Source organism: Bacillus sp. DX4.1 (assembly GCF_030348195.1).
GTDB lineage: Bacteria > Bacillota > Bacilli > Bacillales > Bacillaceae_G > Bacillus_A.
Genome location: NZ_JAUCFT010000008.1, coordinates 639522 through 655482, shown reverse-complemented (window position 1 = coordinate 655482; position 15961 = coordinate 639522). Strand labels below are relative to the sequence as shown.

2 protein-coding genes are annotated in these 15961 nt (G+C 34.7%); both read right to left on the bottom strand.

The genetic code is table 11. The features are described from left to right. Nucleotides 1-32: 32 nt before the first annotated feature. Entirely contained in the window at nucleotides 33-8096 is an 8064-nt protein-coding gene (locus tag QUF99_RS06565; protein WP_289369130.1) for an SDR family NAD(P)-dependent oxidoreductase, read from the bottom strand. Further along, nucleotides 8086-15942, bottom strand: a complete 7857-nt coding sequence (locus tag QUF99_RS06560) for an SDR family NAD(P)-dependent oxidoreductase (protein ID WP_289369129.1) — start codon at nucleotides 15940-15942, stop codon at nucleotides 8086-8088. Before QUF99_RS06560 ends, QUF99_RS06565 begins: the two co-directional genes overlap by 11 nt. Nucleotides 15943-15961 lie beyond the last annotated feature (19 nt).

Genomic DNA, 15961 nt, shown 5'->3' with positions numbered 1-15961 from the left:
TTATTAAGATGATCCACATATACCACTTCCTTTTAACTCATTTCAAATTCAAATAATGAAGGAAGATTCCCCTCTCCTTTTGAGATAATATCTTCCTTATCCAACCAATAATAAGTACGATTAAATTTCACTGGTGACAAGGATGTTCTTTTTTGTTTATATCCACTTATTAATTGCTGATCTATTTCACTAACAATGATATGGGCATTCGTTCCACCAAAACCAAAAGAGCTAATCCCTGCACGGCGTATCCCTTCTCGTTGCTCCCAATCACTCAGATGAACATTCGGATAAAAAGGGGATTCCGAAAATTCAAATCTCTTGTTTGGAGTCTCGCAATTTAAAGTAGGTGGAATCTTTTTATGATATAAAGAAAGTACTACTTTAATAAAACTCGCAATACCTGCTGCACTTAAAAGGTGACCAATATTAGTTTTTACACTTCCTACTCCACAGAACCGCTTCTCCTTTGTAAATTCACGAAACACTTTGGTTAGGGATTTCAATTCAATTGGATCCCCAATCATTGTTCCTGTCCCATGCGTTTCAATATAACTAATAGAAGATGGATTGATTTTTCCGATTCGTAACGCTTCTTTAATTACCGTTTGCTGTTCTTCACCATTGGGTGTTGTTACGCCCATAGTACGTCCATCATTATTAATAGCTGAAGCATCAATAACCGCATAGATTTGATCGCCATCTTTTATTGCTCGCTCTAACGGCTTTAACAGTACAGCTCCACAACCTTCACCAGGCACAAATCCATTTGCCTTAGCATCAAACGTATGACATTTTCCATCTGGCGAAAGAGCACGAGCTTCACTTAGTATCAAATACGGATTTTCATCTAATAAAATATCGACACCGCCAGCCAGTGCAATATCAGATTCTCCTGTCATCAAACTTTTACACGCTAAATGAATACTTACTAATGAAGAAGAACAAGCTGTGTCAATTACAATATTAGGACCTTTAAAATTAAAAAAGTGAGATAAGTGTGCGCCAATAAAATTTTGACCAATACCAATAATACTGCTCTTTTGTAATTTGGTAATACGTGATGAGTAGTCTGCTACCCGTGAACCTACAAATACTCCAACTTTCCTATTCGCTAATTCTTTTTGTTCATAACCTGCATCTCGTAAAGTCTGTGTGCTAACTTCTAAAAATTGACGAATTAATGGATCAATTTGAGGAGCATCTTCAACTCTAAAGTTAAAATATTTAGGATCAAAATATTCGATATCCTCAATAAAGCCGCCCCACTTACTAATACTTTTCCCATCTTGATAATCTGGAGCATAGAAACGTTCTACACCCCAACGCGATTGAGGAACTTCAGTGATTTTACTTTGCCCTGTGGAAAGATTCTCCCAAAAAGATTCTTTATCTTTTGCTCCTGGAAAATGACACCCTATACCAATTACAGCTACCTTCTCCGAAGCATTTTCGTTTGACGAAGTAGTGTTGAATCGTTTAAAAGTATGGTCTGCATAAGGCTTCAATTCTTTTACTGGTTTAATTAGAAACTGCGATGTTCCAACTTTCTGAGTTGAACTCAACTTAGATATCTCCCTAGCCTTAGACTCTTCCATCTCATTTACAAATATTGTACTTTCTTTTCTATCGTTTCTTACATTTCCCTTATGATTTTCTATCAAATAACCGCTAAGTAATGTTAATGTAGGATATTCTAAAAAAATTGATGGATCTAGATCCATATTTAGCCGTTCTTCTACTCCACGTACTAAATCTATAAGTAGAATAGAATCTACCCCAAAGTCTCCAAAGTCAGTATTTTCATCTAATCTTTCTATTGGAATTCTTAACTCTTTAGAAAAGAATTCCTTAAGCCATTCTTTTGTAATCAGTACTTCTTGTGAAGGATTAAGATGCTTTGTTATTACATTTTTCTGTAATGCCGATTTCGAAGACTCCTGTTCTTTTTGGGGATTAAGCCACAATAGAGTTTCTATATTAAATCGATCTGAATCTACCATACATGGTGTACATAAAGCATGTGGTAATTTCATTACTTGATCAAACATCGATAGGCCGTCCTCAGTAATGTGAGCTAGCAAGCCCGTCTGCTGATACGCAAAACTTTTTACTTCTCCGATTCCAACCTCTTTCCAACTAGGCCAGTTAATAGATTTATAAAAAGTTTTTCCCATACGATGTTGATATGTAACGAAATAATCCATAAAAGAATTAGCAGTCGCGTAATCACTAACCCCTACACCTAATTTTGGAATTAATGCCGATACAGAAGAAAAGAGAACAAAAAAATTCAATTGATCCTCTGCAAATATTTCGTGTAGTGTTTGGACTCCTATTATTTTCGGTTCAAAAACCTTAGAAATATCCTCGCTTTTTTTCTTAATAAAAGCCGGCTCATGTTCAAGCGCTAATCCTGCACAATGAACTACACCACCAATTTCCCCTATCTGTTCTCTAATTCGATTGAAAAAGATACGTAATTTTTGTTCATCAGTTAAAGAACCTGTGTATACCTCAACTTGTATACCTTGTTTTTCTAAATCAAGTACGAGATTTAGTCTATCCCTCATACTAGTAGCCACGTTTGATTCATTTAACATAGAGTGCCACTGACTGCGCGATGGGAGCGGTTGTACTCCCATTAAAACTAGTTTTCGTGCTCCTTTCTTTACTAAATACCTAGCAATTTCCGCACCTATACCACGCATCCCTCCTGTTACAACAAATACTTTGTCACAATCTACCTCGAGCATTGACATCGCATGTTTCTTTGCTATATTTTCCTTCATATATGGTACATATCTCTTACCGGACCGATAACAAACTTCACTTTCTAAAGAATCCATCATAATTTCATCTGCAATAATCTTTTTCAAGACATCTGAGTCTGCTAAAGATACATCGACATCCACAGTTTTCGCTCGTACTTTTTTATATTCAGCACCTAGCATTTTAATTAAACCGGCAATATCTGCTCCGGCAAGAGTAGATTGTTCTTCTTTAAAATCCTGTAAACCTTGTGTAAGATGCAATATAAAAACTGAATCATATTGCACATTCTTTATCAATTCTTGCAATAGAACGATTTTATTTATATTGCCGCTGCATTTTTCAACAGAACTACTGTACATATCTGATAAATCAATTAAACCAATACATTGTTTTATTTTTTGTGAATCTATGTTCAAAACATTCGTTCCTTGCAGCTCTTTCTGGTGAAGAATGATCCCTTCTATCCCAGGTAATATGTTCTTTAGGTTATTAGCAAATAAATAACTTTCTTCATTTACAATCATAATTAGCACCCCCATCGAAGGGGTCTCAATGATTTGTTCATCTACAGATTCTTTCCAGTCTTTAGATAAAATACGAAAATCTGAAGATACGTTTTCTTCTACTTTATGAGTGGCGACTAATTGTAGTTGTTTCATAACAATTGCTAGATTGCCTTTGCCATCATATAAATAAATATTAAATTTCTTAATTGCATCCTCACTATCCATTATGACATGAGCATAACACTTTTCTGATAAAGGTCTTATGATTTCCACTTCATCTAGAGCGTACAATAAGTATGGATGAGCCGACACTTTCTCTGAATGAATTGCCAATGCAAAAGCTGTTTGAATTGCTCCTTCCATTAGAGCCGGATGTAATTCAAACTCGCCAATATCCTCGTTTCTTGTATACTGTAACTGCGATAAAGCTTCTTTTTCATTTATATGCAACTCTTCTATCACCTGAAGCTCTTTACCATATTGTAAATGATGAGCAGCTAATGAAGAATAACACTCTTCTCTATTCTTTTTTTCTTTAAGCCTCAATTGAATTTCATCAAAGTTAATTTTTTTGCCAAACTGATTTGAATGTTCCTCATAAATTAATTTCCCTTGGACATGAGCAATTCGCTTACTACCAAGCTTAGTGCTAATTTCATAAGATACTTGCTTTTCATCAGGATGTAGATGAATCCATACCTCTTGAGTGTCTTGTTTTAATGAAAGCGGCTGTGACCATACCATATCTTTGAGTTTGGTAACCTGCTGATTGGGATTAGCAATATCCCCTGCAGCTCTCGCCATTTCCAAACATACTAAACTTGGGATGATTTTTTCTTCGTCTACTAAATAGTCTCTTAGAAACAGAGAATTTCGATTAAATACTTTTTTAAAACATTGTTCTTGTAAAGTCGATTCATTCGAGTCAAGAAGTGGATGAATTGTACTTATTTTTTCCTGATTCATAATGTTTTTCATACTAATATTCTCTACCTGTGGAACCCAATATTGTTCACGAGCAAACGGATAAACTGGAAGCGAAATGCGATGTGGTATTTCATCCACATACAGAAAATCCCAATCAATATCTTCACCTAATGTCCAAAGGGTAGCCAGCTTAGAAAATTTTCGCTTCGTAACAATTAAACGAATAAACTCCTTGCCTTCTTCACCTTCTACAAGAAGGCCTCTTGTGTTTTGATTATCCTTAATATTCCCCCGGTATACTCCATCAATAGCTTCTTTTCCTAACGCAAATTCACAAAGTTTCTCTATTAATTCTTGTTTACTTAATATAACAATTGCAAGCCGCTCTTCCATTTCTTCTCGCCCCACCTGCAAGGTGTACGTCAGATCGCATAGAGAAATAGATGTATTCTTCAAAAATTCAATATAAAGTTGGATATATTGATACAATTGTTCTTCAGTCTTTGCGGATAGAACAAAAATCCTTGGTTCATTATCCTTTTCAACAGAACTAGCTGATAAACGATGTTCGTTGTGGTATTCTTCTATGATAAGATGTGCATTTGAACCTCCAGCACCAAAAGAACTTATCCCCGCTCTTCTTGGATATGTCCTTAATCCATTCTCCTCTTCAATCACCGGTTGTTTCCATTCTTCTAATTGATGCTGAATATAAAATGGAGAACCTTCAAAATTAATATTCGGATTCACAATATTTGAATGAATCGAAGGTACCATTTGTTTAAATTTCATCTGTAACAAAACTTTAGTAAGAGCTGCAATCCCTGCTGCTGATTCCAGATGACCAATGTTAGATTTAACAGATCCAATCGCACAATAAGATTTCTCATTGTTGAAGGTACTAAACGCTTTACTTAACCCAGTAATTTCAATTGGGTCTCCTAAGGATGTTCCTGTACCATGCGCTTCTATATAACTAATTGTTCTCGGATTAACGTCTGCTTTTTTTAAAGTTTTAAGGATCAAATCCGCTTGAGCATTTGGATTTGGTACAGTATAACCATTCGTTTTTCCTCCATGGTTAAGAGAAGTTCCTTTAATAACAGCATAAATATAATCCCCATCTTTTATTGCTTTGTTCAATGGCTTTAAAAGGACTGCCCCAACTCCTTCTCCTGGAACATAGCCGTCCCCCGCCTCTCCAAAACTACGACAACGTCCATCAGTGGAAAGAAAATTCCCCTTACTTAATTGTAGATATTTATTAGGATGAATAGATACATTCACTCCCCCAGCGATAGCTACTTCACACTCCCCGTTACGAATGCTTTCACAAGCAAGATGGATAGAGGTTAAGGAAGATGAACACATAGTGTCTACCGCCATGCTCGGTCCTCGAAAATTCATATGATAAGAAATCCGATTAGCTATTGAAGCAAATGAAGAAGACGGTACAAAATCCATATTTTTCAACGCTTCCTCTGCTCCATAAAGCTGATAATGTCCATACATTACCCCTACGTATACCCCAATTTTATCAATTTCACCTAGATCTTTCTTAATATATCCTGCATCTTCTATGGTCTGCCAGGCCGTCTCTAGAAACAATCGTTCTTGCGGATCCATTGATTCTGCTTCACGAGGAGAGATATTAAAAAATAAAGGATCAAATTTATCTACATCATTAATAAATCCTCCCCATTTTCCATAGGCTTTTCCCTGTTGCCGTTTATCGGAATCAAAGTGTTTTCGATAATCCCAACGTTCGAATGGAATCTCAGTAATACAATCTTTTCCACTTTGTAAGTTTCTCCAGTATTCCTCCAAATTATTAGCCATTGGATAGCGTCCACTAACACCAATAATCGCTATTTCATTTTCATAAAGCCCTGTAACTTTTTTTCTCAAATCTTCCTCTTGATTCTGAAGAAATTGACTACGTTTTAACACACGCTGCTTTTTTACTTCATTGCGCTTTTCTTCAATATGCTTTTTTATAGGTAAGTTAATTTCAGTTCCTAATGTTTTCACAATTCGTTTTCGATGATTTTCTACAAAATAAGTTGCTAACTCATTTATAGTTTGGTACTCAAAAAATAATGTCTTAGACAATTCACCAAAGTATTTTTCCAACTCCCTCGTTAAGTTCATTACCATTACAGAATCAATGCCATACTTTTCTAGTGCTTCCCTAGCATCTATTTTATGTACTGGTAACTTAATCTCCTTAGAAAGAATATTCTTGAGATACGTAACAGTTTTACCTTGGAGCTTGTCCAAATCTAGTGAAATTGTTTCATGATCCATACTTTGTTCTTTTCCTTTACTTTCCTCTTCCATAGCAAAAGCTCTTTCTATCTTATCCGTGTCACCTTCAACTACTAATAATTGCGAGATTGAAGATTGTATCCCCTCTTCAAAAGCTTCAAGACCTACGTCTGTACTTAATGGACTAAGCCCTGTTGTACTTTTCATATAGTCAATAGATTCAGGACTAATTTTCATTCCTCCACTTTTCCAGAACGGCCAATTAAGAGATAGACTTTTACCAGGATGATTTTTCTTTCTCCTCACTTCAACAAAGTAGTCCATAAAACTGTTAGCATAAGCATAATCGCTTTGTCCTACGTTACCAATTAATGCTGTAATGGAGGAGAACAAAACAAAGAAGTCTAAATTTTCATTCTTGGTTGCTTCATCAAGGTTTAATGTCCCGTACAATTTAGGTGCTAATACTTGTTTGATTTCTTTTTGTGTTTTCTTTAAAACAAAAGAATCTTGAATTACACCTGCGCTATGAATAACGCCATGAATTTGTCCAAAGCGATATTTCGTTTCATCTATAAGTTTCATCACAGCATCTATATTCGTTATATCTGTCTGAACATAGAGTACCTCTGCCCCTAATACTTCTAACTCTTCTAATTTACGTTTTGTCTCAGGAGTTAATGGTGAGCGACCAGCAAGAACTAACTTAGCCTTTACTTTATCTGCCAAATACTCGGCAAAAATTAGTCCTAATCCACCTATTCCACCTGTGATTAAATACACACCGTTTTTTTTCAATCCAGTCTTTTTATTCACCTTAGTAGGTTGATATCTTAGTAAATTCTTAGCATAGCGTATACCATTTTCATAACGAACTGATAATTTTAAATTTTCTCTTTCAAATTCATCTAGTGCAATTTCGCATATTTCAGAAGGAGCATAAGTAAACTGAGATATAGAATGCAATTCCACGGTTTTAATTAAAAAGTTTGGATTTTCTAAACGCACCGCTTTAGCAAATCCACTTATAGCCGCACATTGAGGTCGAATCTCATCCCCCTGAGTAGAATACAAGTACAATATTTCTACTTGTTGAGCACTTTTCTGGCTCGTTAAGATTTGAATAAGATAAAAAACAGAATAAAACATGTTCACATCACTAGAATTTTTTTCAGTTTTTGACCAATTATGGATAATTCGATTTGGCATTTGGCCACGACTCTCCAACTCAGCTAATAACAATTGATAGTCTTGTTGTTTAGTTGGGTTCATTCGATATCTTCCATCATCTAAAACTTGATATCGTTCAGCTGGGGTGACAAGAATAACTTGTTCCTTGTCACCCTTTCTGGATTCTCTCCATTCGTGAAACAAGCTTTCATTATCATCAAAAATAAGTGTCCAACCTATCATTTTTTTATCACTGGAGTTTTGTTTAACCTGTGATTTTTCCCAATTCGTGCAATAGTATATTGGGTTTTTCTCTTTAGCTTTCAATTTCATATGAGAATATTGGAATTCTTTTTGTAAATTCCCATATAATTCAGCACCTTCTTCAGGCGAAATTTGGTGCCTTTTTATCTTTTCTAAGATATCTCTACTGCTAAAATTATTCCTCATAATATCCCTCCGCTAGTAACTCAACCTCATGGACACTTAGTTCACCGCGTTCTAGCTTTCTAAATAATTCCAGTATATTACCACGTCGATTGCCTTCTTTGCGAAATTCACGTAATGAAAAGTCTTTAATTCTCACAAGAACCTTTCCTTCTTTATCAACAATTTTTATATTGATTTTATTAATACCTTTAGTAAAACCTGTTCCCTGTAATTCAACATATGAATAACACTGCTTCTTCAAAGGACTTAAGAGCTCGACACTTCCAATGGAAAACGGAAGAATTGTAGTTCCAGCCAAGCTTTGGTCATCTATCAGTCCAATAAATGACTGTAATGCTCCATCCATTAAAGAAGGATTTAATAATAAACTATCTAACTCATTTTCCAAATTATCAGGTAATATCAAATAGGAAAGCGCCTCTCTTTTTCCACATGCAATAGATTGAATTGTTCGGAAGCTTGGTCCATATTTCAAACCCATATCCTCAAATTGTTGATAGCATTCTGATTTACTTTTCACTTTAAAACATCTATTTTTAATTGATTCAAGGTCAATAACTTCAAATGAGCTCCTATTTTCAGATTCGAACTCTATCCTACCTTCAGAATGAACAATAACACGATTTTCTTCATCTAAAGATGTGACCTCATAACTTGCTCCAGTTTCATCAGGGGACATGGAGATATTAATTTCCTGACCATCATCTGATACAACAATACGTTGAGACCAAGTGACATTTTTAATTTTTCTCACCTTGCATTCTCCTGAAATCCCCCCTGCAGCACGTGCCATTTCAATCATCACAACACCTGGAAGAACCTTTTCATTTACTACCACATGATCCTTTAAATAATTCTCGTCCCCTTGTAACTTTGTACTAAACCTTTGTTTGTAGAAAGTTGATGTATTACTTCCAATCAGTGGATGCGTTTTCTTTACTTCATTTATATTTGTTTTTCTATACTCCTCTGGATTTACCAACCAATAAGTTTCTTTCTCAAAAGGATATGTTGGTAAAGAAATTCGTTTAGGCAAATTCTTAAAATATAAACCTTGCCAATCTATATCTACTCCTATTACCCAAAGCTGTGCCAATTTGTTGAAATCCCGTTCATTAATAAGTATTTGTATGAAATTTTTTCCTGCTCTTCCCTTCGTAAACAATTCAAACTTGGCTGGGTCTCGTGTCAAATAGCTAGTATATAGATTCTGTATACTATTTCCACCTTTAAAGAAACTCAATAACTTCTCTTTCAATTCATATATACTAGAAACAACTATTGCTAGTCGCTGTTCCATTGCTTCTCTACCAATCTGCAAAGTATAAGCGAGGTCAGCAAGATTCAAACAATCTATCCTTTCTCCTTGCTTCATATTCATGGGAATAATTTCATAATAAGAGGAAATTTCCCTTTTATACTCTTTGTACAAATACTTCGCAAGATCTGGCAATTCGTTATACTCTGAAAACACAGAAGGTGTGATTGCCAAGTTAAATTTTTCGTTAATTCTCTCAGCAAATTGTTTTACATCGACAGGGTCAATAAAATATTCACTCAATTCTGTGCTCTCGCACTCTATCTCTTTTATTTGGATAATATCCGCAATTATTGTTAACAAACTCTGTTGTAATTTCATGATAATATCTTTTTCATCAGTTTGTTCATTAGAGACAGTCATCATCTCTTGATCCAGAAAATCATAAAGTGCATTGGCATAAACTTTTAACCTATTCTCATCTTTAGCAGATAGAACAATGATTTGCGGGCTCTGCTCATTGCTATTCACCTTAGATAAAAGCGATGTTTCATACTCTTCTAAAATCACATGAACATTGGTCCCACCTGCTCCAAAGGAACTAATTCCAGCTCGACGAGGATAGGTTTTTACCTTTCCCTCTTTTTCAATTATAGGCTGCTTCCAATATTCTAGATCCTGTTGTATATAAAATGGAGTTTTATTTATATCAATATTTTTATTTATCTGTTTGGAATGAAGAGAAGGGACTAACTGTTTGTTCTTCATCTGCAAGATAATTTTAGTTAAACCTGAAATTCCCGCTGCCGATTCAAGGTGCCCAATATTGGATTTGACTGAACCAATTGAACAATATTGTTTGTCTTGTGTATACTCACCAAACGCTTGAGTCAAACCATTAATCTCAATTGGATCTCCCAACGAAGTCCCCGTTCCATGTGCTTCAATATAAGTAATAGTTCGAGGGTCAATCTTAGCTTTTTGCAGAGCTTGTTTAATAACACTTGCTTGTGCTTTGGGATTTGGTACAGTATAGCCATTCGTTCTCCCACCATGATTAATGGATGTCCCTTTAATAACAGCATAAATATGATCTCCATCTGCTTTTGCCGCAGAAATTGGCTTTAACAAAACTGCTCCTATCCCTTCTCCTGGTACGTAACCATCAGCCTCATCTCCAAAACTATGACACCTTCCAATTTGAGAAAGCATACGTTTTTGACATCTGAAGACATATTCTGCTGGGTGTAAAAGTAAATTAACTCCACCAGCAATCGCCATTTTACTTTCTCCATTTTTTAAACTTTCACATGCAAGATGAATTGCTGAGAGAGAAGAGGAACAAGCTGTATCAACCGGCATACTTGGACCATGGAAATTGAGAATATAAGAAATTCGATTAGCTATAGACCAAGGTAAAGAATGTGGAATAAGCGCATGCCCCTTACTCCACGCTTCTATACCGAGCGATTGGTAGGAGTTAGTAGTAGTACCAACAAATACACCAATATCAGCTTTCTCCTTATTTTCGATATATTTGTGAATTTGGCTCGGAGCATATCCAGCATCTTCTAAAGTTGACCAAACTGCCTGTAAAAACAATCTCTCTTGAGGATCCATAATTTCCGCTTCACGTGGAGACAAGTTAAAAAATAACGGATCAAATTTATCTGCATCTGTAATAAAGCCTCCCCATTTACAATATATCTTCCCTTCATTTCCCCTTTCAGGATTAGGATTATAATAATCATGATAGTTCCATCTATTACCTGGAATCTCTGTAATACAGTCTTTTCCAGAAGCAAGATTATCCCAATATTCTGCAATATTATCCGCACCTGGATATTGCCCACTAATACCAATGATAGCAATATCATTATCATTATTTTTAATATTGATACTATTTTGCTCCTTATATTTCATATCTTTAGTGCCATCCCGATTAATTGAGTCGATTTGATCAAACTCTTTAATTCCACACTCTTCTTGTGAACTAACATCTTCTTCTTGATCCAACTGAAAATATTCAGCTAATAATTCAACATGATTCTCTATAAAGTAATTTGTTAAAGCTGCTAAACAGTTGTATTCAAAAAACAGAGTCTTAGAAATTGAACCAAGTTCTTTTTCTAGTTGTGAATTAAACTGATGAATCATAATTGAATCTATACCGTACTCCTCAAAAGTAGTCTGTTCATTGACTTGATCCACGGCCAAACCGATTTCTTTTCCAATAATTTCCTTTAAAAAACCTACTGTTTTTTTATATAAATTTTTTTTATTCACTGACACTTTTGAGTGTTTCTGTACTATCTTTCCTTTTTCGAAACTTTGGTTTAAAAATGCTCTTATTTTATCTTCATGACCATAACTCACTAAACAATGAGAAATATCGTGCTGAAAAGCTAATTTCTCGAAAAATTCTAGACCTTTTATCGTAGGAAGAGCTTCAAGTCCTGTTTTTATTAAAAACTGTTTTCTCACAGTATCGGTAAGCTGCATCCCACCATCTTGCCAAAATGGCCAACTAATAGATAATGTTTTACCGACTCGTTTTCCTTGCTCGCGCAATTGAGTACGCCACTCTGCATAATGATCCAGAAAGCTATTGCCATATGCATAGTCACTAAGCCCCACATCTCCTACCACACCAGCAATAGAAGAAAACATAATAAAAAATTCCAAGGGCTCATTCTTCGTGTATTCATCGAGATAGACAGTTCCCCAAAACTTTGGTGCTAATACTTTTTCCATTTCGACTTCTGTCTTTTGTAAAATTAAGCCACTATGATATATACCAGCTGCATGCACCACACCATATATTCGCTGGAATTTTGTTTTTGTTTGCTCAACGAGTTTTCTAACATCTTCTTTCTTTGAAATATCAGCTTGAATATAAAGAACCTGTGCCCCAAGTGCCTCAAGTTGCCTAATCTTTATTAATTTTTTTTCATTCAATGGGGTGCGTCCTGTTAATACTAAATTTAGATTAGCTTTTTGTACTAGATATTTTGCTGTAATAAATCCTAGTTCACCTGTTCCTCCAGTAATAAGGTATGCTCCATCTCTTTTTAAATGTAACGAACTTGTAGATCGACTATCGATATCTACTTGTTTAAGACATTTACTCCAACGCTTGTCCCCTACATAACGAATCTCATTAGATATGTCATCCTCAATAGAAAATTCTTTACAAATCAAATCACACAAATTAAAAGAATCCGTAATATTTGTAACTTGAATACTTTTAAATTCAAAATTCGGATTTTCTAAACGAATTGTTCTGAAATATCCACTTAATGCCGCATGTTGTGGTTGTGGGTGTTCTTGGTTTGCCTTAAAAAGATATAACAATTTTATATCCCATTTGTATTTTTGTTTTAATAAAGCTTTTGTGAGATGAAATATAGAATAAAGCCCTTTATTAAGATGATTAAGAAGAATTTTCTCTTCACAGCTAAAGCTTCCATCAGACCAACAAGATACAATTTTAGAAGGTAACAGATCATATTGTTCTAAATCGCTTAATAGTTCATAATAATCTTCTTTATGTTCAGGATTTAACTCATAAATGAACTCTTCTTTTTTTCCAAAACTTGTCCCTGGTCTCACAAGGATTACCCTTGCAGATGTGTTAGCTTTCAATTCCTCAAATAAATTGGTATTATTATCAAAAATTAAAACGATTTCCTTGGAAAGATTATAATCCCTCACATTTTCATTAATATCTAATTGCCATGCTCCTTGGTGGTACATGCTAACACACTCATCCTTCAAAGAGGCCCTTTCCTCTGAGTCCGATGCTACTTGCCTTTGTTGAGCAGATATCAAAAATGAATCGCGCGAATAACTGTACACTGGCAATGACACTTTACTAAATGATTTTTCTGAAAAGAGTTTATCCCATTTGACGTCCATACCTAAAAGCCATAATTGAAGTACAATGTTCTTGAAATCAAAATTCTCTACAAAAGTAGTTTGATTTTGTAGTACACTGCTATCTTTTCTACCGAATTCTAAACACTTTGTATCCTCGCCGATTAATATATTTTCATTTTCAATTACATTTGTTATCCATTCATAAGTATCCTTAATTTCACTAATACCTTCATTTTGTTTCTTAATGTAAGAATACGAATGTTTCGTATTCATTTGATTTTGCTTCCTGTTTAGTGTCTCCAAAATTTCTTGCTCTTTAGAGGCAGAATCTGTTAAAAATTGTAGGAATAGCTCCTTTTCCATAACATCATCTATAACCAAATTCAATAATTCATAAAATGCTTCGTGATAGAATGATTGTTTTTCTATTAAACTCCACTTTTGGCTCATTTTATATAAAGAATGCATAACAACTATCATTAACAACAATTTTTCTGTACACTTTTCCTCATAATTAGATTGAAGTAATGTATCATCATATAGCATTTCAATAGCTGTAACTTTATAGTATTCTTTGATTACTTTATCCCATTCATAAATACACCTTTTAAATGTATATTGGCTTGTAATTAAAAGACGTGCTTTCTCTATATAATGAGCAAAAAACTTCAAATACTCATCTTGATTCTTCAGCAATTCCTGTCGTAATAACTGCAAATATGTTTTATTAAAATAGTAAGGAAGAATCATTTGAGAATTAACCGAGTCATAAAATGGAATGCTCGGACGAGACAACTTTATGTGTTCTACTTCTTTCTGTCCTTTCAAGACAGCTAAAATATCTATTACCTTCATCATGTTACTAATAGCAAGACTAACCCATAGCCCGTTCCCTTTACTTGTAATCATGCTAGGTGAAAATCCTAGCTCTATTAAAGTACATGCATAAGCATAGTTAGCTACAAATGAATATAAGGGAATTAAATCCTTCTTCCATTTTTTGCGATTAAAATTTTTATCATTTAATAAAATCAAAGTATTATTTAAATATCCCTTAAATACATCATTCATCTCTGCAAAGTATTGAATATCTTTGTAGCCTTCCCATTGTAATTCTCCAATACATAAGCTCCATAACTTATTATTTTTATTAGAATAAACTTGATTGGATTTTTGCAGAAATGTTACTAGCTCTTCCTTATTCCTTATCCTAGTACCATATCTGTAGGCAAAATTCTCTCTCCCCATTAACAAAGTTGTACACACATCTTGTAAACGTTTCGTTTTAAAATCATCTGATTCTACAAAAGTTCTCCATACCCTAATTTGTTTATTTAAACTATCAACATTTTTAGCTGAAAGTACAAAAAGGTGCTCTGTTTCTTCCTCCTGCTGCTGATAAGGCTGTTCAATATATTCTTCAAGAATAGCGTGACTATTCACACCAGAAAAACCAAACGAACTTACACTTGCACGGATTGGTATATCATCTTTAGAAGTTTCCCAATTTGCCAATTCTGTTGTTACCCGAAACGGTGAACGTTCAAAATCTATAATAGGATTCAATTTGTTTATATTTAACGTTGGAGCGATTTTCTTTTCTCGCATCATCATTAAAACTTTTATTATCCCCGCTACACCAGCTGCTGATTCTAAATGTCCAATGTTTGTCTTAACAGAGCCAATATGACAAAATTGTGTTTGATCTGTGAACTCTCGAAATGCTTGAGTAAGTGCTTCTACTTCAATCGGGTCTCCTAATGAAGTCCCAGTTCCATGAGCTTCGACGTACGATACCATGTCTGGAGAAATTTGTGCATCCGAATAAGATTTTAAAATTAAATTTTTCTGGGCTTCGACACTGGGAGCCGTAATAGATAAAGATTTTCCAACATGATTAACACTAGAGCCTTTCAAAATCCCGTATATATGGTTCCTTTGCTTAATCGCGTCATTTAAACGTTGTAATAAGAGAACTCCTACACCCTCACCAGGAACAAATCCATTAGCATCCTTATCAAATGTCTTACACTGGCCATCTGGGCTGAGCATTCTAGATTTGCTGTAAATTAAATATCTCCATGGATCAAGCGCTAAGTTAATTCCTCCTGCCAATGCATAATCGCATTCTCCTATTTGTAAAGATTTTTTCGCTTCATGAATTGCCACAAGAGAAGAAGCGCATGCTGCATTGATTGGTAGAGTATTCCCCTTAAAGTTAAACATGTATGAAATACGATTTGCCAATACAGACTCGTATGTCCCTAATGCCATATAGGGATCAACATCAATCCCCGACTCTGTTAAAACCTTCCGATAGTCACTTAATATTAACCCAGCAAAAACAGATGTAACACCTTGCTGTAGTGTTTTTAATGAAATACCAGAATCCTCAATACAATGCCAGGTTTCTTCTAAAAATATTCTTTGTTGGGGATCCATGATTTTAGCTTCACGAGGAGAAATATTAAAAAAACTATTATCAAATAAATTTGTCCCATCAATAGCCCCAATTGATCTAATGTTCATCTTGTTAGGTTCATGAATATTGGAAGAGAAGTGCTGATTAACATCCCATTTATCCCTTGGAATTTCTCCAATAGAATTGACACCGTTCTTTAAATTATCCCAAAATTCGTAATGGTTATTCGCACCTGGAAAACGACAAGCTATACCAACAATCGCAATATCATTTGCATTTTCTTGCATTAATTCTCCCCCTAATAAC

Bases quoted from the DNA above. Each gene is read 5' to 3' on its own strand.
- QUF99_RS06565 (WP_289369130.1), bottom strand. From the start codon at position 8,096: ATGAGGAATAATTTTAGCAGTAGAGATATCTTAGAAAAGATAAAAAGG.
- QUF99_RS06560 (WP_289369129.1), bottom strand. From the start codon at position 15,942: ATGCAAGAAAATGCAAATGATATTGCGATTGTTGGTATAGCTTGTCGT.